Consider the following 26037-nt stretch of genomic DNA (forward strand, 5'->3'; position numbering starts at 1 on the left):
TTTGAGTCCGGGCCGTACGAGTCAGCAAGCGGCGTGCCGTTCGGCACGCGTGTTCGTCGAATCGCCGACGGTCATTCGTCGCGGCGCTTGGCCGGGTTCTGCCACGGGCCGTCGTCGTGCGTGCCCGGCGGCGTGTCGGGCTCGATGCGCGTGACGCCGCCGGTCGCCGGCGGATCGCTCGCGGGGAACGTGTCCTCCAGCTGCTTGTCGATATGCCGCTCGGAGTGGCGCGTTTTCGTGTGGTCCTGGTCCTTCAGCGGCGGCGACGGATCGGGATGCGGTTCGTGCGTCGGCGCGTCGCGGCCGGAACGGGTCGAATCCTTCATGGCATGCCTCCGTGTCGGTGACGTTGAGGCGCTCATCGCGCAACGGCCGTGCCCGCTGCATGGCGGCGGCACGCGACTTGCCATGTCGGTAGCAACGACGACAACACGCGGCGCCACGCGCCGCATGCACACGCACATCGAACGGGAGGGCACGATGAAGATTCCGAAACGGCGGCCGGGAGTGCGCTATGAAGTCAACGTCTGCGGCGGAGGGTTCGAGTCGGTGAAGAGTCACTTCATCACATGGAAACAGGAGCCGCTGATTTACCGGCCCGATCGCCGCATGTTCGAAGGCAAGGCCGACGTGCGGCCGCTCGACGAGACCTTCGGCTCGACCGAGCCGGCGCGCTTCGCGCTGCAGCGCGCGTGCGAGCCGGCCGATTCGTATGCGCTCGCCGCGCGGGTGCGCGACGACGACCACGAGTTGTGGCTCGTGATGGCCGCGTACGACGGGTAACGCGATGGCCTTGAAAGAATTGCAGCGCGCGGTGTAGCGAATGCACGTCGCGCCGCGTGGCGGGTTGCATGTCAGCTTGCGGGGCGGCGCGTCGACAAGCGAAATGCGGCACGAATGACCGGCACGCGGCTTGCGGCCACCGAGTGCGTAGCGCATCGAGCGGCGAACGTGCCGCAATCCGATGCCGTCACGACAGCACAACGAACGCATGCCCATGAACCGAGATGTCGTCCGAAATCCCGCTCAGTCGCTGCATCGGCCCGAGCCGGTGATTCCCGACGTCGAGCCCGACCCCGAACCGCCCCCGCCGGACGACCTGCCGCCCGGCACGCCCGAGCCGTATCACGATCCGGAAGGCGATCCGCCGGAGCAGCCGCCACCGGAACGCGAGCCGCCGACGCGTGAGCCGCCGATCCACGTGCCGCCGACGGGCGTGCCGCCGGTGGCGTTCATCCGATTCAAGGAGGGGCCACGATGAGCATTCGCGTGAAACCCGGCATGCTGCGCGACGTGGCCGAGACGCTCGGCCGCCATTTCGAGGCGCGCGCGATGCCGTTCCATGTCGAGGAGCAGCCGGCCGGCGCATTGCATTTCGGCTTTCGTGTCGATGGCCATCCGGCGTCGTTGACCGTCACCTTCGACGCCGACGCATTCACGGCGCTCGAGCAGGCCGGTACCGAGCGGCAACGCGGTGCGCTGGCCCGTGTCGCCGCCGAATTCGACATGATGATGGCGCGCCGCGCGCCCACCGCATATGCCGGCGATTTCCATTTCAACCGGCTCTGAGCCGTGTCGCCACGGCCGGCCCCTGCCGCCGACTCAACGGAGGATTCCGATGAAACCGATCCAGACGATGCGTATCGGCGCCTGTGCGTTCGCCGCCGCGTGTGCGCTGGGCGCGTGCACGCAACCGCAGGGTCCCTACGGCGCGCACGGCGCGCCGCCGGCGCCGCCGGACGGCCATGGTGCGTCGCCGACCACGACGATGCCGGACGCGAATACGCGCTACGACACGCGTCCGTCGCCGTACAACACGCTGCCGGCGGGCGCGGCGGGCGGTGAACCGGCCGACGTGCCGCCGCCGGGGCCGAACGGTGTGCAGGGCGACCGGACGATGCCGGGCACGCCGCCGCCGATGCAGTACTGACGCGCGGAACGGCGCGCGGCGGCCGCACGCGGATAAGCCGGCGCGCCGCCGGTGCGTCCGCCCGGCGCGAATTCCGTGCCCCTAACTTGCCGGCGCTTGTAGAAAAGTCGGCACCCGGAGCTGCCGCAGGCGGGGTGCGAACCCGCGAGAGCCGCGCCGGACGGTGCTTCGCCGCCTTGGCATGGAAGCTGCGTGAATGCGTGTGAACGCAATTCCGCACACCGTCAGGAGGGCATCGATGTCCGTCACGCTTGCGCTCCAGATGCGACAGCATCTGGCACTCACGCCGAGACTTCAGCAGTCGCTTCGCCTGCTGCAGTTGTCTTCGCTCGAATTCCAGCAGGAATTGCGGCCGGCGCTCGACTCGAATCCGTTTCTCGAAGATGGCCAGGGCGACGACGAAGCCGCCGCCGACGCGCCCGAACCCACCGCCGAAGCCGCGCCGCCCGAGCCGCCGCCCGAGCGCGAGGACGTGCGTCCGCCTGACGGCGAGGTGTCGTATACGGCCGCTCCGGCGCCGCGCGGCACGAGCCGCCAGGCCGACGACGCGAGCGACCTGTCGCCCGGCGAGTGGATGGCGGCCGAGCCGTCGCTGCACCAGCAATTGCACGATGCACTGCGCCTTTATCCGCTGAGCAAGCGCGACCGCGAGGCCGCGCGCATCGTGATCGATGCGCTCGACGAGGACGGCTACCTGCGTCAGGAACTGGCCGAGCTGCTGGTCGCGGCCGATCCGGCGTTGCTGCTGTCGGAACAGGATCTCGCGGTCGCGCTGCGGCTCGTGCAGATGCTGGACCGCCCCGGCATCGCCGCGCGTTCGGTGTCCGAATGCCTGGTGCTGCAACTCGATGCGATTCCGGCCGGCACGCCGGCGCTCGCGGAGGCGAAGGCGATCGCGCGCGAGCACCTCGAACGGCTCGCGCGGCGCGAGACGGCGGAAATCCAGCGACGCCTGGGCTGCAGCCAGCCGACGATGCAGGCCGCGTGCGCGCTGGTGCGCACGCTCGATCCGCGTCCCGGCAATCACTACGGCAGCACGCGCGGCGACTACGTGATACCCGACGTGATCGTGCGCCAGGTGCGCGACGAATGGATCGTGACGATCAACCCGGCCGTGCTGCCGCGTGCGCGATTGCACGAGCGCTACGCGACCTTGTTCGCGCAGTCGAGCGGCGAGCGCGATTCGCCGCTCGGCCAGCAGTTGCAGGAAGCGCGCTGGCTGATTCGCAACGTGCAGAAGCGCTTCGACACGATCCAGCGCGTCGGCGAATGCATCGTCGCGCGGCAGCGCGATTTCTTCCGCTACGGCGAGATCGCGATGAAGCCGCTCGTGCTGCGCGACATCGCCGAGGAACTCGACCTGCACGAATCGACCGTGTCGCGCGCGACGGGCAACAAATACATGGCCACGCCGCACGGCACGTTCGAGTTCAAGCATTTCTTCCCGCGCAAGCTGGAAGCGGCCGGCAAGGGCGTGTGCTCGGCGTCGGCCGCGAAGGTGCTGATCCGCGACATGATCGCGGCCGAGCGCCATACCGATCCGCTGTCGGACGTCGCGCTCGCGCAGAATCTCGCGGGGCGCGGCATCCTTCTTGCGCGTCGCACGGTGACCAAGTATCGCCAGGCGATGAAGATTCCGCCCGCTGAACTGCGCCGGCGCGACGCCGCGTGACGATACCGTCCGAACCGCGCGCGGCCCGCGACCTGCGATCTGCGGTGTCCGCGCGTACCACCACCGAGAGGAGGGAAACCATGCCAGCCAAGTCCCAGGCCCAGCAGCGCGCCGCGGGAGCCGCCCTGTCGGCCAAGCGCGGTGACACCAAGATGAAGGACCTGAAGCCGCCTGCGAAGTCGATGGCCAAGTCGATGAGCGAGAAGGAACTCGAAAAAATGGCTTCGACGCCGGCCCACGGCAAACCCCGGCACAAGCACGATTCTTGATCGTGTGGCGACACGCGTCGACGATTCGTTATTCAGGACTGCAGGAGGCATTCATGCTTCGATACGCCATCATCTTCTTCATCATCGCGCTCGTCGCCGCCTTGTTCGGCTTCGGCGGCATCGCGGCCGGCGCGGCCGAGATCGCGAAGATCCTGTTCTACATCTTCGTCGTGATCTTCCTGGTCACGCTGCTGCTGGGCGTCGTGCGCCGATGACGATCGCCCCCGACCGTTCGCAGCGCATCGCGGAACTCGAGCATGCGCTCGCGAACGGCTTTCCGTCGCAGTCGACCGTCGTCGTGCATGCGGACGACGCGTCGGGGCGGCTGACGATCCAGGTGTCGTGGGTGCGCGTGCCGTCCGAGGACGATGCACGTCAATGGCGCTGCGCGGTCGACCTGCGTTTCGATCCCGACGTGCTCACGCGCTATGCATCGCTCGGTACGGCCGACCGGTTGCGCGTCCGGACGCATGTGTGCGACATGGCGCGGCGCGCGGTGGACGAACAGAAACCGCGTGTCGAGGACGCCGAGATCGAATGCAGCGTCGCGCTCGACGTGACGCGCGACGAACTGGATCGCGCGCTGCGCGCGCCCTGACGTCGCGGCAGCAGCCCGTCGCGACACCGTAGCGGGCCGCCGCGGCGCGCGCCGCGCGGCGCGTCCGTTTCCCGTGACGGCTGCGTGTGCGCCGCGACGCGGCCCCGCACGCCGCCGTCCATCACCGAACCGATGCGAGGATGCGCGCATGACGAATCTCCCCGATCCGGCAATCGACCGCAACCCGACGGGGCGCAATCGCGCCGCCTCGCGGAACGTCGCACGGGGAAGCCGGTTCGCCAGGCGGGCGTGCGAGCGGCAAGGAGGACAGGCATGGCACCGCGGATGATCTGGAAAGGCGCGATCAGCTTCGGGCTCGTTCACGTGCCCGTGCAGCTGTTTCCCGCGACGCGCACCGTGAAGCCGTCGTTCCGGCTGCTCGACAAGCGCTCGATGGATCCGGTCGGCTACCGGCAGATCAACAAGCGCACCGGCAAGGAAGTCACGCGCGAGGACATCGTGCGCGGCTACGAATACGAGAAGGAACGCTACGTCGTGCTGACCGACGACGAAATCCGCGCGGCGAACCCCGAATCGACGCAGACCGTCGACATCCTGACCTTCGTCGACGAGGACGCCGTGTCGTTTCTCTATCTCGACACGCCGTACTACCTCGTGCCGGACCGCAAGGGCGAGAAGGTCTATGCGCTGCTGCGCGATGCATTGAAGGACAGCGGCAAGATCGGCATCGAGCTGGTCGTGATGCGCGACCGACAGCATCTCGGCGCGCTGATTCCGGTCGGGCCGCTGCTCGCGCTCGATACGCTGCGCTGGCAGGAGGAGTTGCGGCCGCTCGACGAACTGTCGGTGCCGGCCGACGACGCGAAGGGCGCGGGCGTGACCGCGCGCGAGCTCGCCATGGCGAAGAAGCTGATCGACGACATGGCCGGCAAGTGGACGCCCGACGAGTATCACGACACGTTCCGCGACGACATCCTCGAGCTGGTCGAGCGCAAGGTGCGCGCGGGCAAGATCGAGGAGATCGAGGAACGGCCTGCGCAGACGGGCCGCACGGCGACCAACGTGGTCGACCTGACCGAGCTGCTGAAGCGCAGCCTGAAGGGCGGCGGCGGGGCGCGTGCGGCGGATCTGCGCGATGGGGGCGACGACGAGGACGCGAATACGGATGAGGCATCTTCATCGTCGCGCGGCGGCGGGCGCCGCAAGCCGGCTTCAAAAACCGCGGCGAAGGGCGCGGCCACGAAAACCGCGGCGGCGAAACGGCCGGCCGCGAAACGTGCCGCGCACGGCGAGCATGCGGTGAAGAAGGCCACCGCGCGCCGCAAGCAAGCCGCATGACGCCGCGCGAAGCGAGGTGATGCGATGCCCGGCAAGCTCGATCCCTATCGCCGCAAACGCCACTTCGGCGCGACGCCGGAACCGGAAGGCGCGCACGGGCGTCGGCGTGCGAAGGCGGATGCGGCACCTGCCCGGCGCGCGCGCGGGCACCGGCCATCCGCTGCGCTTCGTAATCCAGGAGCATCATGTGCGGCGATTGCACTACGACTTCCGACTCGAACTCGACGGCACGCTGAAGTCGTGGGCCGTGCCGAAGGGGCCGAGCTTCGATCCGTCGGTGAAGCGTCTCGCCGTGCATGTCGAGGATCATCCGCTCGAATATGCGTCGTCCGAAGGCGAGATTCCGGCCGGGCATTACGGCGCGGGGTCGGTCGTCGTATGGGACGAAGGCACGTGGACGCCCGACGGCGGCCTCGCGCAGGCACGCGACGGCTATCGCGCGGGCAAGCTCACGTTCCGGCTCGACGGCGAAAAGCTGCACGGCGGCTGGGCGCTCGTGCGCAGCGGGCGCCAGCAGGGGCGACAGGAGCAGTGGCTGCTGATCAAGGAGCGCGACGACGACGCGCGCGACGCGGACGAATTCGACGTCGTCGGCGAGCGGCCGGGGAGTGTGCATGATGGGGCTGCGTCTGCGACGCGCGCGGATTCGGCCGACGGATCGAAGCATGCGCGCCGGACGCCGCGCGGCCGCGGCGACAAGGCCGCGAAACGCGATGCACGTGGCGCGCGGCACGACGAACACGACGATCGTAAACGCCCGCCGGCCGATCCCTCCGGGATCGAAGGCGCGGTGCGCGCGCCGTTGCCCGAGCGCGTCGCGCCGCAACTCGCGACGCTGGTCGACGGCCCGTCCGCGCAGGGCGACTGGCGCTACGAACTGAAGTTCGATGGCTACCGGATCCTCGCGCGTATCGCGGGCAAGGGCACACGCCGGCATGTGAAGCTGATGACGCGCGAAGGCCGCGACTGGACCGCGAAGCTGCGCGCGCAACGCGATGCGCTCGCCGCGCTCGACGTCGACGACGCATGGCTCGACGGCGAGGCCGTCGTGCTCGGCGCGCACGGCCTCCCCGATTTCCAGGCGCTGCAGAACGCCCTCGGCGCGGGGCGCTCGGATGCGGTCACGCTGTTCGTATTCGATTTGCCCTTCCTTGACGGTTACGACCTGCGCGACGCGCCGCTCACCGCACGCCGCGCGCTGCTCGAACCGCTGCTGGCCGACAGCGACCCCGCGCGACTGCGCTTTTCGCCCGATCTCGGCGACGACGTCGCGTCGCTGATCGCAAGCGCATGCGATACGGGCCTGGAAGGGCTGATCGGCAAGCGCGCGGACTCGCGCTACCGGGCCGGACGTTCGCCTGCATGGATCAAGCTCAAATGCCGACGCCGACAGGAGTTCGTGATCGGCGGCTATACCGAGCCGTCGGGCAGCCGCCACGGCTTCGGCGCGCTGCTGCTCGGCGTGCACGAACCGGCGCCGGCCGGCAAGCGGCGGCGCGGGCCGACACCGCTGCGCTATGTCGGCCGGGTCGGCACAGGCTTCGACGCGCGCATGCTCGACCGGCTTGCCGCGATCCTGCGCAAGCACGAGCGCGACACGCCGCCGTTCGATCCGCCGCCGCGCGAACGCACGCGCACGCGCGTGCACTGGATCGAACCGACGCTCGTCGCCGAATGCGAATTCGCGGAGTGGACCGGCGACGGCATCGTGCGGCAGGCCGCGTTCATCGCGCTGCGCGAAGACAAGCCGGCCACGCAGATCGTCCGCGAAGTGCCGAAACAGACGGAAAATGCGGAAACGGAGATGACGATGGATCGACAGCGAACCACGCACGACGACAAACATCCCCGCAAGCACGCGTCGCACGCGGCTCATGAAGCGAATGGCCGCGAACACCACGCGCGTTCACGGTCATCCACCCGCACGGCCGGCAACGATGCAGGCCCGGATCAGCTCGGCCGCGTGCGCATCACCCATCCCGACCGTGTGCTCGACCCGCAAAGCGGCACGCGCAAGATCGATCTCGCGCGCTACTGGCAATGGGTCGCGCCGTGGCTGCTGCCGGACCTGAAGGGGCGACCCGTGTCGCTCGTGCGCGCGCCCGGCGACATCGCCGGCGAGCTGTTCTTCCAGAAGCACGCGGAACGCCGCGAGATTCCGTTCGTCACGCAACATGCCGGGCTCGATCCGGGGCATGGTCCGCTGCTGTCGCTCGACAGCGTCGATGCGCTGCTCGGCGCCGCGCAGATGGGCACGATCGAACTGCATACGTGGAACGCGCACGCGTCGAACATCGAGCGGCCCGACCGGATCGTGTTCGATCTCGATCCTGATCCCGCGCTGCCGTGGAGCGCGATGATCGAGGCCGCGCAACTCGTGCGCGGGCTGCTCGACGAACTGGGGCTCGCGTCGTTCTGCAAGACGAGCGGCGGCAAGGGGCTGCATGTGGTCGTGCCGATCACGCGGCACCTCGGATGGGACGACGTGAAGGACTTCTCGCGCGCCGTCGCGCAACACGTCGCGAGCGCGCTGCCCGACCGTTTCACCGCGACGATGGGCCCGCGTCATCGTCGCGGCAAGATCTTCATCGATTACCTGCGCAACGGCCGCGGCGCGAGCACGATCGCGGCGTACTCGGCGCGTGCGCGGCCCGGGATGGGCGTGTCGGTGCCGCTGCGCTGGGACGAGGTGCCCGATACGACGGGCGGCGCGCAATGGACGATCGACACGCTGCACGAACGGCTCGCGCGCGATCCGTGGGAAGGCTACGACGAGACGCGGCGGCGCATCTCCGCGCAGATGCGCGCGCGGCTCGACGCGTCGTGACGTCGCCGGCGTTGCTGCAGGCGGTAATACCAGTCCATCAGCGGCGTCGCGGAGATGCCGTGCGCGATCACCGACGCCGACACGACGACCAGCACCGGCGCCGCGAGCGGGCGCACCGCGCTGGACGGCCCGTGTTCGAGCGCGAACAGCAGGTAATAGAACGAGCCGATTCCGCGTATCCCGAACCACGCCATCAGCCGCCGCTGCGCGTGCGTCGCGTGCGAGCCGGTCAGCGACAGCAGCACGGCGAAGGGCCGCACGGCCACGAACAGCATGAGGGCAAGACCGATTGCGCCACACGTCACGAGCGGCGCCGACAGCGTCGCGAGCACGCTGCCGATCATCGTCATGATGAGTGCCTCGGCGATCCGTTCGAGCTCGATCGTGAAGTCCAGCACCGATTCGGTCATGAACGCGTGCACCTTCTCCGGATGCTTCTCGGTCGCGACCACGTCTTCCGAATCGATCCGGCCGATCACTTCGCGCGGGCGCCGGTCGCCGCTCGCGCGATGCTCGACGCGGCGCATCGCGACGCCCGCGGCGAACGTCGCGATGAAGCCGAACGTATTCGCGAGCTGCGCGGCGCCGAACGACAGCACGATCAGCGCGAGCGCGAAGAAGCCTTCGAACCCGAGCGCCTGCGCGTGGCGGGTGCGCAGCCAGCCGATCGCCTTGGTGGCGGCCGCGCCGAGCACGCCGCCGATCGCGGCCGCGCCCGCGATGCCCCACAGCGCGGCCAGCGCGAACGCGCCCGTCAGCGCCGGCCGCGCGTGCGGCGTGTCGGGCGCGCCGCACAGCGCGAGGCCCGCGAGCGCGAACGGCAGCGCGATGCCGTCGTTCAGCCCGCCTTCGCCGGACAGCGCGAAGCGCACCAGGTCGCGGTCGCCGGGATCGTGCACCTGCACGTCGTGCGCGAGCACCGGGTCGGTTGGCGCGAGGATCGCCGCGAGCAGCAGCGCGGGACCCCAGCCGAGCCCGAGCGTCAGCACCGCGCAGCCGGCGAGCAGCGGCACGGTGACGATCATCGCGAGCAGGCCGAGGCGGCAGGGCACGAGCCACAACGTGTCGGACAGCGGCAAGCGCAGCCTCAGCCCGATCGCGAACAGCGACACCAGCAGCGCGACTTCGACGATCTCGCGCAACAGCGGCGCGTCGCGTTCGATGTCGAGATGCAGGAGCCCGGCCCCGGACGGGCCGAGTGCGACGCCGAGCGCGAGATAGATCATCGCGCTGCTGCAGGGCAGGTGACGCAGCGCCGACGTCGCGACGCCCATGCCCATCAGCACCGCGCCGACGATCAGATACCACAGCGTTTCATGCATGCGTGCAGGCGGAGCAGGTCGATACGGAGCGAGCGGGGGGCGTCACGGCTTGCGGCCGAACGCCTCGCGCAGTTTCCGCTTCGCGCGTTCGAGCGTCGCGCGGCGTGTTTTCGGCAGGTTGCGGCCCGCGCGGTTCAGATAGAAGTTGAGCATCGACATCGCCGACTGGAACGGCGGCGCCTTGCGGCGGCGGCTGTGTTCGGCGGAGCGCTTGAGCGACGCCGCGATCTCGCCCGGGTCGTCGGACTTGAAGATCGCGGGTTCGATGTCCAGCGCATCGCTCTTTTTCATGACGTCGGCGGACCAGCGCTTGCGATGATGCGGATCGTTGCTGCGCGCGCGGCCGGGGCGGCGCGTCACGCGTTTGCCGTGCGGATGGGAAGCGGAAGCTGAAGCTGAAGCTGAAGGCATGACAGGGCTCCGTACGGGATCGGGATGGGGTTGGTCGTGGAACGCGCAAATCGCGTGCCGCGCGTCGCCGACGGCACGTGCCTTGCTGAACCAGGGACGCAGGAAATTCCACGACAGCGATTCCATTGAGGGAGAACGCTTCATGAAGCCAGTATTCGAATCGAAATCTGCCGCGCGCCGGTTCCTTGCGTGCGCGGCCGTCGCACTCGTCGCGGCCGCACCGGCCGCGTGGGCACAGAATTCGCAGCGTTCCGACGAGGGCACCGGCGCGCCGATCCTGTCGCCGCCGGACACATCGTCACAGGGCGCCGGCGGCGGCATGTCGAATGGCAACACGGCGGCGCCGCCGCCCGCGACCCGTATGCAGGAGCCGCGCGCCATGCGTTCGCACGCGCGCCCGCAAGTGCGTGCCAAGCCTGGCGGCCCGAGCGGTGCCGGCACCGGCGGCAGCGGCAGCACGGGCGGTGCCAATGGCGGCGGCAGCGCGGGGGCGGGCGCGACGGGCGCGGGCGGCGGCGCAGGCGGTACGGGCGGCGCGGGTTCCAGCGGCTATTGACGATCACGGTGTCGCGCCGGCGCGACCGGCGCGGCGCGATGGCGGGCGTCGGCCGCGGGGCCGGCACACCGCCACCACGCAGGAGGACATCATGCAATCGAATTCACGGATCTCGCTCGACGACGACGACCTGGACACCGACGCGGTCGATACCGACGATCTCGATACGACGGTGCATCTCGACGTCGAGACCGGCAGGATCACGTTTCATGCGGCCTGGGCCCTGGCGTCCGATGCGCCGCCCGATACCGCGCGGCACGCCGTGGTGCTCGCACTCGACTGCGACACGATGGAGCGCTATGCGGATCTCGACGACGGCGCGCGGATGCGCGTGCACGCAATGCTGCACGATGCCGTGCAGGCCACGCTCGACACGCTGCCCGACGTTACCGAGGACCTGACGCTGACGGTCGAGCTGACCGACGCGATGCTCGATGCGGCGCGTCACTTGCAGTGAGCGTGTCGGGCCGATGGCGACCCGCGCACGGGCGCGGCCCTTGCATGACGGCGCCGGACGGCAGTCGCCGGCAGTCGCATTACATCCTGTTGAAATCTTTGCAGAGGCCGCGCGGGGCGGCGTGACGCCGGCCCGCACGCGTCACGCCGCGGCGCGCGTGCGTGAGGCCGCCCGGCGATTGCGGGTCGCGCCCCATCGACGCGATCGTACGCGCGGCACGCAAATTGCTGCGCGATGAGAACGGCACGACGGGTGCCGCAACATCAACAGGGAGGCGCTCCATGATCGGCAAGCTGGACCATTGCAAGGTGGCGATACTCGCGGTCGACGGCTTCGAGGAAGTAGAACTCGTCGAGCCGCAGCGCGCGCTCGAGGCCGAAGGCGCGCAGGTCGACGTGATTTCGCAGAAGCGCGGCGAGATCCAGGGGCTCAGGCACGTCGACAAGGGCGATCGCGTGAAGGTCGACCGTACGTTCGACGACGCGCGCGAAGGCGACTACGACGCGGTCGTGCTGCCGGGTGGCGTCGTCAACGGCGACGCGATCCGGATGCTGCCGGCCGCGCGCGAATTCGTGACGGCGGCGGTCGGTGCGGGCAAGCCGATCGCCGCGATCTGTCACGGCGGCTGGCTGCTCGTATCGTCCGGGCTGGTGGACGGCCGCACGATGACGAGCTGGCCGAGCCTGCAGGACGACATCCGCAACGCGGGCGGCAAGTGGGTCGACCAGGAGGTCGTGCGGGACGGCAACCTGATCACGAGCCGCAAGCCCGACGATCTGCCCGCATTCAACGGCGCGCTGGTGCAGTGTCTCGCGTCGCGGGGAGGCTGAGCGATGCCGGCCGATTCCGTCCATCACGTGACGTTGACCGACGCGCCGCCCGAGTTCGACGGTGCGGCGCTGCAGATGCGCTTCGTCGTCGAGTTCGACGGGAAGCCGCTCACGTGCGCGATCACGGTCGAGGCGCTCGAGGACCATTTCGGCGCCAGCTCCGCGCTCGAAGCCGACCTGCGCGACGCGTTCGAGCGCGGCCGTGCGCGCATCGAGGCCGCGTGCGAGGAAGTGCTCGCGGACGGCGAGGGCGGCGTCGAACTGCACAGCGGCTATTTCCGCGTGCGCGACAAGGCGGCGGGCAAAACGGCGCGGGCCGGGCTGTTTCGTTCGAGGAAGTCGTGATCCGCGCGGCTGCGGAATGCCGGCGCGGGCCGGCCGGCGCACCGTGCGCATGCTCGCTTACACACCATTGAAAACTTTGCAGCGGCCATCACGCGGTTTGCGGTGACACATCGCGCCGCGCGCCAGTCGCGCACGGGGGCGACCGCGTCCCACAATCTGGCACGCTCCCTGCATGCTTCTCTCGTCGCCGGCGCACGTTTCGCGCCGTGCGTCGCCGCGATGCCGCCGCTGCATCGTGCGAAGCCGTCACAACGGGGAAACGAGCATGCTGACCGCCCATGAATTTGCCGCGCTGTTCCTGGTGCATCGCGCACCGGAACAGATCCAGACGGACCGCGAGGACATCGTCGCGCTGGTCGAACGACAGTTGATCGTGATGTGCCCGGACGCATCGGGCACGAGTCGCCCGGCCTTGACCGCCGACGGGTTGAGCGTCGTCCGGTGCGTGCAGCGGCACGACGGCCGCGACGCCGGCGATCTCGACGCGTGACACGCGATGCATGACACCCGCACGCGTGGCCGGCGCGCGGTTCAGCGTGCGATCGCGACCGGCGCGTTGACCTGTACGACCGGTGTATCGCCGTCGAACGGCGGCGCGAACGGGAAGCGGTCGATCACGCCGGTCTCGAACAGCAGGCAGCAGGTCGAGCCGCCGTACTGGAAATAGCCGATCTCGTCCCCCTTGTTCACGCGTTGCCCCGGCACGACTTCGACGATGCAGGACGAGACGTCGCCCATTCCGACGAACACGGCCGCGAAGGTTCCGATCCCGGGATCGTCGCAGTCGATCGCGACGATCGCGCGCGCGGCGACGGCCGTCATGTAGCCCTGCGAATCGTTGAGGCCGGCCGGGTCCGGGCCTTCGGCCTCGGCGACCGAATAGTAGGTGCCATCGACCCGGTACGCATGCGTGACGGTGCCGCGCACGGGCGCGTGCCAGCGATGATAGTTGTACGCGCTCAGATACGCCTGGTACAGATCGCCGCCGACGAACCGTTCGGCGAGCGGCAGCCGCGCGGGCGTGAAGATGTCGCGCAGCGAGTAAGGCTGGCCCTTGACCCAGAACGTGTCGCGGATCTTCACGTTCGACGCGGTGTGATACGGCGCGGCCTCGCATGCGCTGACGATCACGTGCGCATCGTCCGGCGCCGCGACCGGCCGCGCGCCCGCGCGAAAGCGTCGCGTGAAGAAGTCGTTCCACGAGTCGAAGCCCCAGTGTGGCTGGTCCTCGCGATACTGGAATTGCGACAGGCCGAGGCGCTTGCGCGCTTCGTCGCAGAACCAGCCGTCGGGCGGCGACGTGTCGAGATGCGCGCGCGAATGCGGGCCGCCGAGGAAATCGCACCACACGTTCAGCACCTGCTTCAGGTGCGCGTTGACCGCCGCGTCGCGAAACACCGCGTGGCCCGACGGCATGCACATCGGCCAGTCGAGGAACGCGTTCAGCGGGCACACGATCAGGCTCGTTTCGCTGAATGGCGGCGTGTAGGTCATCAGGTGATCGATCACCGTCATCAGTTCGCCGATCGATGCGTAGCCGAGCGTGCGGCCCGCTTCGCGTGCCTCGTCGATCGCGCGGGTCAGGCTCATGCGCAGCACCGCGTCGTCGTCGAACAGCCGTGCGAGTTCCTGCACGGCCGGCGTGCGCAGCCGTTCGCCTGCATGCGCGCGTGCGTCGTTCGCGATTCCCTCGCGGTATGCGGCCATGTGCGATTCCTCGCGGGCCATCCATTCGCCGAGGCGATGGCGCGTGGCGGGCGACGTGCTGGGATCGGTCGGCATGCTCACCTCCGGCAAGGATTGCGATACGAACGAAGGTAGCAAGGCGCTTGCCCGATGCGCGGCACCGAAATTGCTGCGCTCGGGCGACGGATGCTTTCACTGACACAGGAGAGGACACATGAGCGCAGCTTCGAATGTGCGACAGACGAACGATGCGGCGTCGACCGACGAGCGCCGCAGCGGCGAACAGCGGACCGTGGCGCCGACCCGCACGCGGGCACGGGTGCGCGCGTCGACGTCACGTAACGATGCGCGGCGGGCCGAACGCGGTGGCAGGAACGGCCCTGTGGCGCCGAGCCGCGATCACGAGACCGGCGAGCCGCATTGGGAGGACGACGGCGGCGCGATGCCGCCGGAAGAGTGGTCGTGATGCCGTGACGAGGGCCGGAAGCGATACAGCCGCGTCCGGTCACTTCTGACCGACGAGCTTCAGCGTACCGGACATATGCAGGAACTGCCCGTCCTTCAGCGCGATGTTCGTGTTCACGGTGCCGTGCTCGAAATCCTCCACGTGCACGACGTTCGAACCGGTGCCGGGCTCATGCCAATACACCATGTACACTTGCGGACGAATCTCGCGCGCGGTGTATTGCACCGTATCCGTCACGCCCTTGAACTGGCCGGCCGTGCCGACGAACGACATCGTCTTTTCGTCCTTGAAGCGCAGGTCGAATGCGGTATCGCCGAATTGCACGCGCACGGTCTTGCCTGCCGCCGGAAACGGTGCTGGCGCGGGCCACTGCATTTCACCCTTCGCGACCTTCGCGCTCAGCTCGAGCGATGGCTTTGCGCCAAGACCCGGATAGCGCGCGTCCATCGCGGCGATCAGCGCGGCCGAATCCGTCGCGCGCGTCGTTTCCTGGTCGAATGCCGTCAGATAGCCCCGCGTGAACGCGACGCCGGTCGTGAACGGCCGGCTGCCATCCCGATTCGCCAGGAAGTGGCCGGGCACGACCCGCGCCGGCTTCAGCGCGTCGATCCGGTCGAGTGTCGCGAGCCAGTTCGCGTGCGACAGCAGCGTCTGCGTGTCGGCCATCCACACATGGATGTTCGCGGCAACGGGGATGCCGCCCACCACGGTCCGTTCGGAAGGAATCCAGACGAATGTGCGATCGGGCGACGGGCCGTCGAGCCCGACGATTCGCAGCGGCTGTCCGTCGACGCGCAACGTATCGCCGTCGAGCGGCTGCGGCACGATCACCGAACCAGGCGCATTGTCCTTGAGGATGGGGCCCCAGTACGCGAGCTTGCCGTCCTTGCTGGCCTCGATCGCGGCGACGGTCTGCGGCGTCGCGACGATCTTCGCGTCCGGGAATGCCGCGTGGATGGTGTCCAGTCCGAAGTAATAATCGGGATCGCCGTGGCTCACGTAGATCGCCTTGAGCGTCTTGCCGCTCGCCTTGATCCGGTTCACGAGCGCCTGCGCATCGTTGCGCTGGAATTGCGCGTCGATCAGGATGGCCTCGGTCTTGCCCGAGACGATCTCGGACGACACCGGGAAGATTCCCTTGGCGCCGGGATTGTAGACATCGATGGCCAGCGGCCCGGCGAAGCTGGTGGACGCGGCCCCGAACATCGCAGCGGCGGCGAACAGGGAAGAAATCAGACGACGGATCGACATGGAGAGGCTCCTGACGGAAGTTGAGTGCGCACAGATTAAATGAAACATCGGCGGTTACAAATGGCCTGCCTGTTGATCGTCTATTTCTTGTTCGGCACGAATCGGCCGATGAGGAAACAAGAACTCGCCTCATCGTTTCCATATTTCGAGTATTATCGAAAAATGGAAACGAACCAGACCATCGCCGCCCTGTCGGCCCTCGCGCACGAATCGCGCCTCGCCGTATTCCGCGCGCTCGTGCAGGCCGGCCCGTCAGGCCTGCCTGCCGGGCAAATCGCGACGCTGCTCGACGTGCCGCCATCCTCGCTGTCTTTTCATCTGAAGGAACTGGCCCACGCGCAGCTCGTCACGAGCCGCCAGGAAGGCCGCTTCGTGTTCTATTGCGCGAACTTCGCGACGATGAACGGGCTGATCGGCTACCTGACCGAGAACTGCTGCGGCGGCAATCCGTGCGCGCCGGCCCCCGCCTGTTCGACCTCCTGCTCCGACCCAACGTAAGCACACGTCCACGCACCCGCCGATGACCACCAACGTCCTGATCCTCTGCACCCACAACTCCGCCCGCAGCGTGCTCGCGGAGGGCATGCTCAATCACTGGGCCGCGAAACTCGGCCGCGACGTGCGCGCCTACAGCGCCGGCAGCGCGCCGAGCGGGCGGCTCAATCCGTTCGCGCTGGACGCGCTGACGCGCGCGGGCGTCGACGTCACCGGATACCGCAGCAAGAGCTGGGACGAATTCGTCGGCGACGGCGCGCCGCGGATGCGCATCGTCATCACGGTATGCGACAGCGCGGCCGCGGAGGCTTGCCCGTACTGGCCCGGCAGCCCGGTGAAAGTGCACTGGGGCTACGCCGATCCGTCGAACGCCGAGGGCGGCGATGCAGGCAAGCGGCTCGCGTTCGAACTGACGCGCGAGGCGATCGGTTACCGGATGCTGCAACTGCTGGCGTTGCCGCTCGACCGGTTGAGCGACGCGGAACTCCAGGCGGCGTTGACCGACATCTCGCGGAACTGAGCGCCCGCACGGGGCACGCGCGAACTCGTGTGCCCCGTGCGTTTTTCCAGCATCGAATCCTGTCCGATGAATACGTCCAACACCATCCCGCCTTGCAACGCCGCCGCGAAGCCGGCGATCAATTTCTTCGAACGCTACCTGACGGTCTGGGTCGCGCTGTGCATCGTCGCCGGCATCGCGCTCGGCCAGGTGCTGCCCGGCCTGTTCCAGCGGATCGGCCGCATCGAGTACGCGCAGGTGAACCTGCCGGTCGGGGTGCTGATCTGGGTGATGATTATTCCGATGCTGGTGAAGGTCGACTTCGGCGCACTGCATGAAGTGCGGCAGCACGTGAAGGGGATCGGCGTCACGCTCGCCGTGAACTGGCTCGTCAAGCCGTTCTCGATGGCCTTCCTCGGCTGGCTGTTCATCCGCCAGCTGTTCGCGCCGATGCTGCCGGCGGACCAGATCGACAGCTACGTCGCCGGCCTGATCCTGCTGGCCGCCGCGCCGTGCACGGCGATGGTGTTCGTGTGGAGCCGGCTGACGGGCGGCGATCCGCTGTTCACGCTGTCGCAGGTCGCGCTGAACGACAGCATCATGGTGATCGCGTTCGCGCCGCTGGTCGGGCTGCTGCTGGGGATGTCCGCGATTACCGTGCCGTGGGCGACGCTGCTCACGTCGGTGCTGCTCTACATCGTGATTCCGGTGATCCTCGCGCAGCTCTGGCGCAAGCGGCTGCTGCGGAGCGGACAGGCGGCGTTCGACGCCGCGATGGCGAGGATCGGCCCGTGGTCGATCGCCGCGCTGCTCGCGACGCTCGTGCTGCTGTTCGCGTTCCAGGGCGAGGCGATCCTGAAGCAGCCGCTGGTGATCGCGCTGCTCGCGGTGCCGATCCTGATCCAGGTGTTCTTCAACGCGGCGCTCGCATACTGGCTCAACCGCGCGGTGGGCGAGAAGCACAACGTCGCGTGCCCGTCCGCGCTGATCGGCGCATCCAATTTCTTCGAGCTCGCCGTCGCGGCCGCGATCAGCCTGTTCGGTTTTCACTCCGGCGCGGCGCTTGCGACCGTCGTCGGCGTGCTGATCGAGGTGCCGATCATGCTGCTGGTGGTGCGCATCGTGAACCGGTCGAAGGGCTGGTACGAGCGCGCTTGAGCCAACCACGGAATCCATCCATGACCGACCGACTGACCGACCTGCCGCAACTCGACCCCGAACTCTTCCGCGTCCCGGACGCGAGCCGCTTGCGGCCGGCGTCGCCGTCCACGCATCCGCCGCGTTTCCTGCTGCTGTACGGTTCGCTGCGCGAGCGTTCGTTCAGCCGCCTGCTGGTCGAGGAGGCCGAGCGTCTGCTCACGGCGATGGGTGCCGAGGTGCGCGTGTTCAATCCGAGCGGCCTGCCGTTGCCCGACGATGCGCCGGAGAGCCACCCGAAGGTCGTCGAGCTGCGCGAACTGGTGCTGTGGTCGGAAGGGATGGTGTGGTGCTCGCCGGAACGACACGGCGCGATGACCGGCATCATGAAGTCGCAGATTGACTGGATTCCGCTGTCGGTCGGCGCCGTGCGGCCGACGCAGGGCAAGACGCTCGCGGTGATGCAGGTCAGCGGCGGCTCGCAGTCGTTCAACGCGGTGAACCAGATGCGCGTGCTCGGGCGCTGGATGCGCATGCTGACGATCCCGAATCAGTCGTCGGTGGCGAAGGCGTTCATGGAATTCGACGAAGCGGGGCGGATGAAGCCGTCGGCCTATTTCGATCGCGTGGTCGACGTGATGGAGGAACTGGTGAAGTTCACGCTGCTGACGCGCGATATCGGTCCGTATCTGGTCGACCGGTACAGCGAGCGCAAGGAGAGCGCGGAGGCATTGTCGAAGCGGGTGAATCAGCGGGCGATTTGAAGTCGCGGTGTGTACGTCGTCTCGCGAGTCGCAATCGATACCGGCAGCGCCGCAAGCACGATCCACGCCGATCCGGACCGACTCAATCCCGAACGCGTGCCGCGACGAGCACCGCAACCGGCAATGCGGCCAGACAGCGATCGAGCCGAATCACGCCGCCCGGCGCCGCGACTTCGCTTCCGTCGTTCAGCCAGTCGATCCACCGCTCGCCGGCGGCGCGCGGCACGACCACGGCCGTATCGTCCCATTCCCGTGGTTCCACGCGCGGCAGCGCCGGCGCTTCGCCGAGCAGCCGGCACGCGAGCCGCGTCACCGCGACCACGACCGTCGCCGCTTCGTCGCAGCGCGCGAACGCCACCGCATGCCGCCCGAGTTTTCCGCGCACGCGCAGCGGCACGTACGCGCCGTCTGTAAACGTCGCCGGCCAGCGCGTGCGCAACGCGAGCATCCGCTCGACGAGCGCGCGCTTCACCCGCGCGTCGGGCCAGTCGCGCAGGTACGCGGCGACCGGCTCGTCGACCCGCTCGGCCGCCAGCTTCGCAAACGGCACGTCGCGCCGGTTGTCCGGGTCGACGAGCGAGTGATCCCATGACTCGGTACCTTGATACAGATCGGGCACACCCGGCACCGCCATCCGCAACGCCGCCTGCGCGAGACTGTTGACGACGCCGGCCGGCGCGAGCAGCGCGACGAACGCATGCAGTCGATGCACGAAATCGCCCGTGCCGTGCGGCGTCAGGATCGCGCGGACGAACGCCTCGCAAGCGCGCTCGTAGTCCGCGTCTGGCGCGAGCCAGTCCGTGTGCCGTTTCGCCTCGCGCCGCGAGTCCGGCCGTATCGTCCGGCGCGAGCCCGGGCGGCCAGCAGCCGACGAGCGTCTGGTACAGCATCGCCTCCGCGGAAGGCCCCGGCGTCCAGGCAAGATCGCGATGTGCGCCGCCGCGCCGAGGCAGGTTCAACGCGGACCAGCCGCGCGACACCGTGCGCCACAGGTCCGGCACTTCGCTCAACACCGCGAGCCGCGCGCGCGCATCCTCGCCGATCGCGGCGGCCGCGTCGCCGTCGAACATCGCCTGCACGTCGTGAAACGGGCCGTACGGCATCCCGCGTGCATCGCGACGGCGCGGGTCGTCGGCCGCGTGCGCGGGCGTATCCCAGCGTTCGCGCGTCAGGTCGAGCCCGCCGACGAACGCGAGCCTGTCGTCGATCACGACGAGCTTCTGGTGATGCGACGCGCCGCGCGGATGCGTGTCGTCGAGCCGGAAGCGGATGCCGCGGTGCGCACGCCACGCGGCGCGATAGACGGGGGGCCAGTCGCGCTCCAGCGCGTAGATCATCGCGAAGTCCCACGCGAGCACGTAGATGCGCAGGTTGTGCCGCGCGGCCGCGAGCGCGCGCAGGAATGCGGCGAGCGTGTCGGGCAGGCCGTCGCCGGCGTCGGCGGGCGACAGATGCATCTGGCTGTCGACGTCCCAGCCGACGATGAAGACGGTGTGGCGCGCTCGCCGCAGCGCGGCGCGCAGCGTCGCGAAATATGCGTCGCCGTCCACCAGCATCGCGAAGCGGTCCGCATCGCGGATCGTGTCGCAGTTGCGACCGCATTCGAGCAGCCCGTGTCTTGCCGGCTCGTCCGTGTGCGAGGGGGCGGCAACCGCGTCGTCGGGGCCTGCCGTCGCGAATGCGGTGCGCGGCATGCGGTCCGGCACGATCATCGGGCATCGACGTCCGGGTCGCCGTCGATGCGTTGCAGCAGCGCATCGCAACGCGCGCGCAGCGCCAGCAGTGCCGGCGAATCGGCGTCGATCCGGATGCGTTCGCCGCTGTCGGGATCGCCGTAAGCGGCCGCGATCTCGTAGATGCCTTGCGCGATCGTGGTGGATGCGTTCGCGATCCGGATCCGGTCGAGCCAGCCGCATTCGGCGTGACGGCACGCGAGCCATGCGCGCAGCGCGCCGACCACCTGGCTGGTCGTGAGCCATGTGCCGCTGCGCATGCGCGCGGCCAGCTGACTCGTCACGAGGTAGGAGAGCAGTTCGGTCTGGGTCACGCGAAACTCCTTGACGAGGTGTCGGGACTGCAGGTCCGCACGCCGGCGATGCCTTGCAGCGCTTCGCAGATCGCCGCAAATTCCGCGCCGCTCGTGCGCGAGAACGACACCGAGATGTCGTCGGTATCCGGATCGTCGTCGGACTGCTGGACGATGAACCGCTTCACGCGCACGCGGCCGGTGCCGAGCGTGTCGTGCAGCGTGCCGAGCGTCAGGCCGCCGCGCTCGACGACGAGCCGCAGCGTGCGCTGCTGCCGCTGCGCGATGAAGCGGCGCTCGATCGGCTTCACGCCCGCGAGGATCGCGAGCACGATCGCCGTCGCGCCGATCGACCCGACGTACATGCCGCCACCCGCCGCGAGGCCGACGCCGGCCACCGCCCAGAGGCTCGCGGCCGTCGTCAGTCCGCGCACGACTTCACCGCGCAGCAGGATCGAGCCGGCGCCGAGAAAGCCGATGCCCGAGACCACCTGCGCCGCCACCCGCGACGGATCGAGCACGACGCCGTTTTGCCCGCGCACGTCTTCGAAGCCGAAGGTGGAGACGAGCATCACGAGCGCCGAGCCGACGCACACCAGCATGTGCGTGCGCAGGCCGGCGGCCCAGTTGAGCCGTTCGCGTTCGAGCCCGACCACGCTGCCGAGCAGCGCGGCGAGCAGCAGGCGTCCGAGGAGTTCCAAATGGCCGATCATCGTGGCCTCCCTTTTTGTCTGGCGTTCCGGAGCGGTCCGTGCGCAAAAGGGACGCAAGGTGCGTGCCGGGCGGCCGGACAGCGGGCACGGCTTGTGCGCGGGGGGCCGACGGCGCGCGCGGCGATCGTGCGGCGCGCATTTTTTGCATCGCCATCGCAGATAAGCACAGGGGGCCAGCATGCAGCATCAACAGGACGCACAGGTGCGCGACCCGTATCGCGGCCACGAGATTCGCGTCTGGGCGCGGCGCAACGCGCGCGGCGCGTGGGATGACGAAGTGCAGGTGTATGTCGACGGCGCGCGCATCGAGCTCTACGTGCCGGGGCCGGACGGCCTGGAATGGAAGACGGAGGACGAGGCGCTGCGCGCGGGCGTCGAGCGCGGGCGTTATCTGGTCGACAAGCGCGTCGACGACGATTGATCCGACCCGACCGGCGCGGCCGGATGCGTGCACGCGGCGCGACGCGCCGACGAAGGTGGCGCCGGAAGGCCGGCGCCGCGGGTCAGGCGGACGATTCGGGCATCACGGCCGCGCCGCGATCTCGTCGAGGTGCCACAGCAAATCCGCCGGATCGTCGTACACGCGCAGCGCGCCCGCGCGTTCCAGCTCGTCGCTGCCGTAACCGCCCGACAGCAGCCCGACGCCCAGCGCGCGGCAGCGGCTCGCGGCGAGCATGTCCCAGATGCTGTCGCCGACCACCACCGTATGCTCGATCGGCACGTTCAGCTTCGCGGCGGCCGTCAGGAACAGATCGGGATCCGGCTTCGCATACTTGACCTGATCGCGCGTGACGACCACGTTCTTCGCCGGATCGACGCCGAGCGCCTCGAGGTTGATGGCGGCCGTTTCCATCCGCCCGCTGGTCGCGATCGCCCAGCGGATGCCCGCGTTCGACAGCGCGGCCAGCAGCTCGCGCGCGCCTGGCAGCGGCCGGACCTGCGCGCGCAGCCGCTGGTACGCGGCCGCATGCAGCCGCGCGAGCCGTTCGACGCGCTCGGCGTCGATGTCGCCGGCCGTCTCGCGCAGCAACTGGTTCAGGAACAGGCCGCCGCTCATCCCGATTTTGCGATGGATGCGCCACACCGACAGCTCGATGCCCTCGGCATCGAGCGCTTCCTTCCACGCGAGCACGTGCTGGTAGACACTGTCGACGAGCGTGCCGTCGAGATCGAACAGAAACGACGTTTCAATGCGCATGTGAATCTCCTGGCCCGATGATATTCGGGCGAATCGTCCGCGAAAAGGCCTTCGACGCATTATCGACGCGCGGCCGTGTCATCGCCATGTCCCGGCGGCGACGTGTCATTTGCCGCTGGTACAATCGCGCCGATGCGCCGGGCCGGCTGCCCGCGCCGCACGCGCCCCCAACCCTCGTCGAATTCCCGTATGGCAACTCCGGACGCCGTCAGTTCCGAACAGTCGTGGTGGGGCGTCCTGGCCCTGGCACTCACTGCCTTCATCTTCAACACCACCGAATTCGTGCCCGTCGCGCTGCTGAGCGCGATCGGCGACAGCCTGCGGATGCAGCCGACCGACGTCGGCCTGATGCTGACGATCTACGCGTGGGCCGTCGCGGTCGTGTCGCTGCCGTTGACGTTCGTCACGCGCCACGTCGAGCGGCGCAAGCTGCTGAGCTGCGCGCTGCTGGTGTTCATCGGCAGCCATGTCGTCACCGGCGTCGCGTGGAATTTCACGGTGCTGATGATCGGCCGGCTCGGCATCGCGTGCGCGCATGCGGTGTTCTGGTCGATTTCCGTCCCGCTGGCCGTGCGGCTCGCGCCGAGCGACCGCAAAAGCCGCGCATTGAGCCTGCTCGCGATGGGCACGGCGATCGCGATGGTTGCCGGCATTCCGCTCGGGCGCGTGATCGGCGAGGCGCTCGGCTGGCGCGTGACGTTCCTCGTGATCGGCGGCGCGGCGGCCGTCGCGCTGCTGATGCTGCGCATGACGTTGCCGGCGCTGCCGAGCCAGGGCGCCGGATCGCTGTCCAGCATCGGCATGTTTCTCAGGAAGCCGGCGCTGGTATCGCTGTATGCGATCACCGTGCTGGTCGTGTCCGCGCATTTCACGTCGTACACGTACATCGAGCCGTTCGTGCAGAGCGTCAATCATGCGAGCAGCAGCCGGATTACCTACGTGCTGATCCTGTTCGGCGTCGCCGGCATGCCGGCCGCGGTCTGCTTCAACCGCGTGTTTCCGGAACGGCCGGCCGATTTCCTGCTCGCGTCGATCATCGCGCTGTCGGCGTGTCTGCTGATCCTGTTCCCGAGCGCGCTGAACATCGTCACGCTGTCGGTTCACACGCTGGTGTGGGGCGGCGCGATCGTCTGCTTCGGGCTCGCGATGCAGGCGTGGGTGCTGAAGCTCGCGCCCGAGGCGACCGATCTCGCGGTGTCGATCTTTTCCGGGCTGTACAACGTCGGCATCGGTGCCGGCGCGCTGCTCGGCAACCATATCGCCGGGGATTTCGGCCTGCCGTGGATCGGCACGTTCGGCGGGGTGGTCGGGATCGTCTCTGCCGGGATCGCGTGGGCCGCGTTGCGGCTGCATGAGCGGCGGGCGATGGCGTAATCCGCCGTCGGTGGGGCCCGTCGCGCCGGATCCCCGTCGCATCGCGCTGCCGCAGTTTCGCGTCCCGCGGCGCACGCATGACCGCCGGCACGACCGATCGGGTGTAGCCTGAAACAAGGACACGCACCTCGGAGGCGCCATGGAACGGGAGTTGAAACTGCGGATTTCCGCAAAGGATCTCGACAAGCTGCGTCGCGCGCCGTTGCTCGCGCAATCCGGGCGCGCCAGCGCATCGCAACTGCTGACGAGCACCTATTTCGATACGCCCGCGCTCGGCGTGCACCGGTGCGCCGCTTCGCTGCGGGTGCGCGCGACCGGCGACGACAGGGTTCAGACGCTGAAGCTGGACGGGGCGTCGCAGGCCGGACTGTTCGACAGGAACGAGTTCGAAACGCCCGTCGATGGCGACGTCCCCGATCTCGCGCCGCTGCGGGAACGCATACCTGACGACAGCGATTGCGGCAGGCTCGTCCGCGACGAGGCGACGGCCGGCCAGCTCGAGCCGGTGTTCATCACGCGGATCAGGCGGACGGTCTTTCCGCTGCGCCTGCCGTCCGGAGATGAGCTCGAGGTCGCGCTCGACAAAGGTACCGTGGAAGCGGAGTCGGGTTCGGTCCCGATCGCCGCCGTCGAACTGGAGCTGAAGCGGGGCGAGCCGGAAAGCCTGTACGGCGTCGCGCTGGCCATGCTCGACATCGTGCCATTGCGAATCGATCGCGAGAGCAAGGCCGATCTCGGCTACGGGCTCCTCGTCGGCGAGCACCGCGCGGCCGTCAAGGCGCGGCCGGTGCAACTGAAGAAACGCGATTCGATCGAAGACGCGTTCTGCCGTATCGCGCGCAACTGCCTGGACCAGGTCAACGCGAACGAACGCGGCGTCGCGTCCGGTCACGACCCGTCGTGCGTGCATCAGATGCGTGTGGGGCTGCGTCGTTTGCGCTCCGCTCTCGACCTGTTCGAGAAAGCGGTTCCCGCGTTTCCCGGCCTTGACGACGAACTGCGCTGGATCGCGTCGGAGCTGGGCACCGCGCGGGACTGGGAAGTGCTCGCGGGATCGACGCTCGAACAGGCCGGCGCGAACGGCCATCCGGACGAGGTTCGTGCGGCCCGCGACGCTTGCGAGAAGATTGCGGTCAGGAACCGGCAGCGCGCGGCCGCCGCGGTCGAATCGGTTCGCTACACGCGGCTCGCGCTGCAACTCGCGTCGTGGTTGAGCCGACAGGGCTGGCGAGCGGGGATGTCCGACGAACAGCGCGCGGCGATCGGTCGGCCGGCGAGGCGGTTTGCCACGGATGTTCTGCGTCGGCGGCATCGCAAGCTGATCGAACGTGGCAAGGGGCTGGCCGATCTCGACGATCGCCGTCGTCACCGCGCCCGCATCGCGGCGAAGAAAGTCCGATACGCGACGGAATTCTTCGCGTCGCTCTGTTCCAGGCGGACCGTCCGGCCCTACGTCGACGCGCTGACCGCGCTTCAGGACGATCTGGGCTGGCGCAACGATGCCGTGGTCGCGGAGCAGCTTCTGAAGGCGCTGCCTCGCACGGCGCCCGCCGCCGCGCCGGGCGCGGCCTTTGCGCGCGGTTTCCTGGCCGACCGCGTGGCTGCCGATCGTCCGACGATGAAGAAGCTGTGGAAGCGCTTCAAGCGTCTTTCGCCACCGCACTGATCCGGCCACACCGCATTCGCATCAGGAAAACCCTGATCCGCCCGCCCGGACCTCGATTTCCGCCGACGTCGCCCGTCGCCGGCCCCGCGCATTTCATCGCTCGTCAGGCCGCGCCCCGGAAACCCGTTTCGCGCCTCCCATCAAGCCTTTCCGCCACGCCAACCAGACAAAAATGGTATGGCGCAGTGCAATATTTCGCGAATCGCGCCGAATTACGATACCTCCCAGGTATCAAAAAGCGAGACC

General features: G+C 68.8%; 31 protein-coding genes and 2 pseudogenes. 23 read left to right on the forward strand and 10 right to left on the reverse strand.

What is annotated here, in order from left to right; genetic code table 11:
- Positions 1-71: 71 nt before the first annotated feature.
- Positions 72-326, reverse strand: coding sequence for a hypothetical protein (locus HWX25_RS14960; RefSeq protein ID WP_175908945.1), 255 nt, complete (start codon positions 324-326; stop codon positions 72-74).
- A gap of 154 nt (positions 327-480) precedes the next feature.
- Between HWX25_RS14960 and HWX25_RS14965 the strand changes: the two genes are divergently transcribed.
- The 10 genes and pseudogenes from HWX25_RS14965 (at position 481) to ligD (ending at position 8595) form a co-directional block, all read left to right on the forward strand.
- The gene (locus tag HWX25_RS14965) at positions 481-783 is read left to right on the forward strand and encodes a hypothetical protein (protein WP_175908946.1); all 303 of its coding nucleotides are present in this window, start codon (positions 481-483) and stop codon (positions 781-783) included.
- Positions 784-991: 208 nt separating this feature from the next.
- Positions 992-1261 (forward strand): hypothetical protein, encoded by a 270-nt coding sequence (locus HWX25_RS14970; protein WP_175908947.1) that lies wholly within the window; start codon positions 992-994, stop codon positions 1259-1261.
- A complete protein-coding gene (locus HWX25_RS14975) occupies positions 1258-1569 on the forward strand; it encodes a hypothetical protein (RefSeq protein WP_059536992.1) in 312 nt (103 codons plus the stop codon). The genes HWX25_RS14970 and HWX25_RS14975 overlap by 4 nt, the downstream gene beginning before the upstream one ends.
- Positions 1570-1618: 49 nt before the next feature.
- Positions 1619-1930: a hypothetical protein gene (locus tag HWX25_RS14980; protein ID WP_059536989.1), complete on the forward strand. Its 312-nt coding sequence runs from the start codon at positions 1619-1621 to the stop codon at positions 1928-1930.
- 238 nt (positions 1931-2168) lie between these two features.
- Positions 2169-3602 (forward strand): RNA polymerase factor sigma-54, encoded by a 1434-nt coding sequence (locus HWX25_RS14985; RefSeq protein ID WP_175908948.1) that lies wholly within the window; start codon positions 2169-2171, stop codon positions 3600-3602.
- Between the two features lie 80 nt (positions 3603-3682).
- The gene (locus HWX25_RS14990; RefSeq protein ID WP_059536983.1) at positions 3683-3871 is read left to right on the forward strand and encodes a DUF3008 family protein; all 189 of its coding nucleotides are present in this window, start codon (positions 3683-3685) and stop codon (positions 3869-3871) included.
- A 53-nt stretch (positions 3872-3924) separates the two neighbouring features.
- The gene (locus HWX25_RS14995) at positions 3925-4086 is read left to right on the forward strand and encodes a DUF1328 domain-containing protein (RefSeq protein WP_081052496.1); all 162 of its coding nucleotides are present in this window, start codon (positions 3925-3927) and stop codon (positions 4084-4086) included.
- The gene (locus HWX25_RS15000) at positions 4083-4469 is read left to right on the forward strand and encodes a DUF3022 domain-containing protein (protein ID WP_175908949.1); all 387 of its coding nucleotides are present in this window, start codon (positions 4083-4085) and stop codon (positions 4467-4469) included. Before HWX25_RS14995 ends, HWX25_RS15000 begins: the two co-directional genes overlap by 4 nt.
- Before the next feature lie 273 nt (positions 4470-4742).
- Positions 4743-5768, forward strand: coding sequence for a Ku protein (locus tag HWX25_RS15005; protein WP_175908950.1), 1026 nt, complete (start codon positions 4743-4745; stop codon positions 5766-5768).
- 24 nt (positions 5769-5792) lie between these two features.
- Positions 5793-8595: pseudogene (ligD, locus tag HWX25_RS15010) on the forward strand (DNA ligase D).
- On the opposite strand, the gene HWX25_RS15015 reads toward ligD, so the two are convergent.
- Together HWX25_RS15015 and HWX25_RS15020 are read right to left on the reverse strand one after the other, a co-directional pair.
- Positions 8535-9917, reverse strand: a complete 1383-nt coding sequence (locus HWX25_RS15015) for a cation:proton antiporter (RefSeq protein WP_175908951.1) — start codon at positions 9915-9917, stop codon at positions 8535-8537. The pseudogene ligD and the gene HWX25_RS15015 sit on opposite strands and share 61 nt — an antisense overlap.
- A gap of 42 nt (positions 9918-9959) precedes the next feature.
- Positions 9960-10328, reverse strand: coding sequence for a DUF3175 domain-containing protein (locus HWX25_RS15020; protein WP_175908952.1), 369 nt, complete (start codon positions 10326-10328; stop codon positions 9960-9962).
- A 142-nt stretch (positions 10329-10470) separates the two neighbouring features.
- Here HWX25_RS15020 and HWX25_RS15025 point away from each other — a divergent pair, with 142 nt between their 5' ends.
- The 5 genes from HWX25_RS15025 to HWX25_RS15045 all read left to right on the forward strand — a co-directional run bounded on the left by HWX25_RS15025 (position 10471) and on the right by HWX25_RS15045 (position 13006).
- The gene (locus HWX25_RS15025; protein ID WP_175908953.1) at positions 10471-10884 is read left to right on the forward strand and encodes a hypothetical protein; all 414 of its coding nucleotides are present in this window, start codon (positions 10471-10473) and stop codon (positions 10882-10884) included.
- Positions 10885-10975: 91 nt separating this feature from the next.
- Positions 10976-11341 (forward strand): DUF3022 domain-containing protein, encoded by a 366-nt coding sequence (locus tag HWX25_RS15030; RefSeq protein WP_175908954.1) that lies wholly within the window; start codon positions 10976-10978, stop codon positions 11339-11341.
- Between the two features lie 281 nt (positions 11342-11622).
- Positions 11623-12171 carry a type 1 glutamine amidotransferase domain-containing protein gene (locus tag HWX25_RS15035; RefSeq protein ID WP_175908955.1) on the forward strand — a complete coding sequence of 183 codons (549 nt, stop codon included), beginning with the start codon at positions 11623-11625 and terminating at the stop codon, positions 12169-12171.
- A 3-nt stretch (positions 12172-12174) separates the two neighbouring features.
- Positions 12175-12516: a DUF1488 domain-containing protein gene (locus tag HWX25_RS15040; RefSeq protein ID WP_175908956.1), complete on the forward strand. Its 342-nt coding sequence runs from the start codon at positions 12175-12177 to the stop codon at positions 12514-12516.
- Between the two features lie 265 nt (positions 12517-12781).
- A complete protein-coding gene (locus HWX25_RS15045; protein ID WP_175908957.1) occupies positions 12782-13006 on the forward strand; it encodes a hypothetical protein in 225 nt (74 codons plus the stop codon).
- A 41-nt stretch (positions 13007-13047) separates the two neighbouring features.
- Here HWX25_RS15045 and HWX25_RS15050 read toward each other — a convergent pair whose 3' ends face one another.
- Positions 13048-14298: a phosphatidylserine decarboxylase family protein gene (locus tag HWX25_RS15050; protein ID WP_175908958.1), complete on the reverse strand. Its 1251-nt coding sequence runs from the start codon at positions 14296-14298 to the stop codon at positions 13048-13050.
- A 118-nt stretch (positions 14299-14416) separates the two neighbouring features.
- Between HWX25_RS15050 and HWX25_RS15055 the strand changes: the two genes are divergently transcribed.
- Positions 14417-14668 (forward strand): hypothetical protein, encoded by a 252-nt coding sequence (locus HWX25_RS15055; RefSeq protein ID WP_175908959.1) that lies wholly within the window; start codon positions 14417-14419, stop codon positions 14666-14668.
- A 39-nt stretch (positions 14669-14707) separates the two neighbouring features.
- Here HWX25_RS15055 and HWX25_RS15060 read toward each other — a convergent pair whose 3' ends face one another.
- Complete coding sequence (locus tag HWX25_RS15060; protein ID WP_175908960.1) at positions 14708-15919, reverse strand: MBL fold metallo-hydrolase; 1212 nt, start codon at positions 15917-15919, stop codon at positions 14708-14710.
- Between the two features lie 162 nt (positions 15920-16081).
- Between HWX25_RS15060 and HWX25_RS15065 the strand changes: the two genes are divergently transcribed.
- The 4 genes from HWX25_RS15065 to arsH all read left to right on the forward strand — a co-directional run bounded on the left by HWX25_RS15065 (position 16082) and on the right by arsH (position 18814).
- Positions 16082-16417: a metalloregulator ArsR/SmtB family transcription factor gene (locus HWX25_RS15065; protein ID WP_175908961.1), complete on the forward strand. Its 336-nt coding sequence runs from the start codon at positions 16082-16084 to the stop codon at positions 16415-16417.
- 22 nt (positions 16418-16439) lie between these two features.
- On the forward strand, positions 16440-16934 hold the full coding sequence (locus tag HWX25_RS15070) for an arsenate reductase ArsC (protein ID WP_059700817.1): 495 nt from the start codon (positions 16440-16442) through the stop codon (positions 16932-16934).
- Positions 16935-17000: 66 nt separating this feature from the next.
- Positions 17001-18071 (forward strand): ACR3 family arsenite efflux transporter, encoded by a 1071-nt coding sequence (gene arsB / locus HWX25_RS15075; RefSeq protein ID WP_175908962.1) that lies wholly within the window; start codon positions 17001-17003, stop codon positions 18069-18071.
- 20 nt (positions 18072-18091) lie between these two features.
- Complete coding sequence (arsH, locus tag HWX25_RS15080) at positions 18092-18814, forward strand: arsenical resistance protein ArsH (RefSeq protein WP_059536933.1); 723 nt, start codon at positions 18092-18094, stop codon at positions 18812-18814.
- Positions 18815-18896: 82 nt separating this feature from the next.
- Here arsH and HWX25_RS15085 read toward each other — a convergent pair whose 3' ends face one another.
- The 4 genes and pseudogenes from HWX25_RS15085 to HWX25_RS15100 all read right to left on the reverse strand — a co-directional run bounded on the left by HWX25_RS15085 (position 18897) and on the right by HWX25_RS15100 (position 21553).
- Positions 18897-19526: a hypothetical protein gene (locus HWX25_RS15085; protein WP_347879255.1), complete on the reverse strand. Its 630-nt coding sequence runs from the start codon at positions 19524-19526 to the stop codon at positions 18897-18899.
- A gap of 307 nt (positions 19527-19833) precedes the next feature.
- Positions 19834-20526: pseudogene (locus HWX25_RS15090) on the reverse strand (hypothetical protein); the annotation flags it as partial.
- Positions 20523-20861 carry a hypothetical protein gene (locus HWX25_RS15095; protein ID WP_175908963.1) on the reverse strand — a complete coding sequence of 113 codons (339 nt, stop codon included), beginning with the start codon at positions 20859-20861 and terminating at the stop codon, positions 20523-20525. The pseudogene HWX25_RS15090 and the gene HWX25_RS15095, both read right to left, overlap by 4 nt.
- Entirely contained in the window at positions 20858-21553 is a 696-nt protein-coding gene (locus HWX25_RS15100) for an MgtC/SapB family protein (protein ID WP_059536892.1), read from the reverse strand. The genes HWX25_RS15095 and HWX25_RS15100 overlap by 4 nt, the downstream gene beginning before the upstream one ends.
- Positions 21554-21731: 178 nt before the next feature.
- Here HWX25_RS15100 and HWX25_RS15105 point away from each other — a divergent pair, with 178 nt between their 5' ends.
- Positions 21732-21974 (forward strand): DUF6566 family protein, encoded by a 243-nt coding sequence (locus tag HWX25_RS15105; protein WP_175908964.1) that lies wholly within the window; start codon positions 21732-21734, stop codon positions 21972-21974.
- Between the two features lie 102 nt (positions 21975-22076).
- Here the strand turns inward: HWX25_RS15105 and HWX25_RS15110 are convergent, their stop codons facing one another.
- On the reverse strand, positions 22077-22751 hold the full coding sequence (locus tag HWX25_RS15110) for an HAD family hydrolase (protein WP_044843419.1): 675 nt from the start codon (positions 22749-22751) through the stop codon (positions 22077-22079).
- A 189-nt stretch (positions 22752-22940) separates the two neighbouring features.
- Between HWX25_RS15110 and HWX25_RS15115 the strand changes: the two genes are divergently transcribed.
- Together HWX25_RS15115 and HWX25_RS15120 are read left to right on the forward strand one after the other, a co-directional pair.
- Positions 22941-24125 (forward strand): sugar transporter, encoded by a 1185-nt coding sequence (locus HWX25_RS15115; protein WP_175908965.1) that lies wholly within the window; start codon positions 22941-22943, stop codon positions 24123-24125.
- A 139-nt stretch (positions 24126-24264) separates the two neighbouring features.
- Positions 24265-25791 carry a CYTH and CHAD domain-containing protein gene (locus HWX25_RS15120; RefSeq protein ID WP_175908966.1) on the forward strand — a complete coding sequence of 509 codons (1527 nt, stop codon included), beginning with the start codon at positions 24265-24267 and terminating at the stop codon, positions 25789-25791.
- The last annotated feature ends 246 nt before the right edge of the window (positions 25792-26037 follow it).

It is taken from the genome of Burkholderia sp. BCC1640 (assembly GCF_902833125.1).
Classification (GTDB): Bacteria; Pseudomonadota; Gammaproteobacteria; order Burkholderiales; family Burkholderiaceae; genus Burkholderia; species Burkholderia diffusa.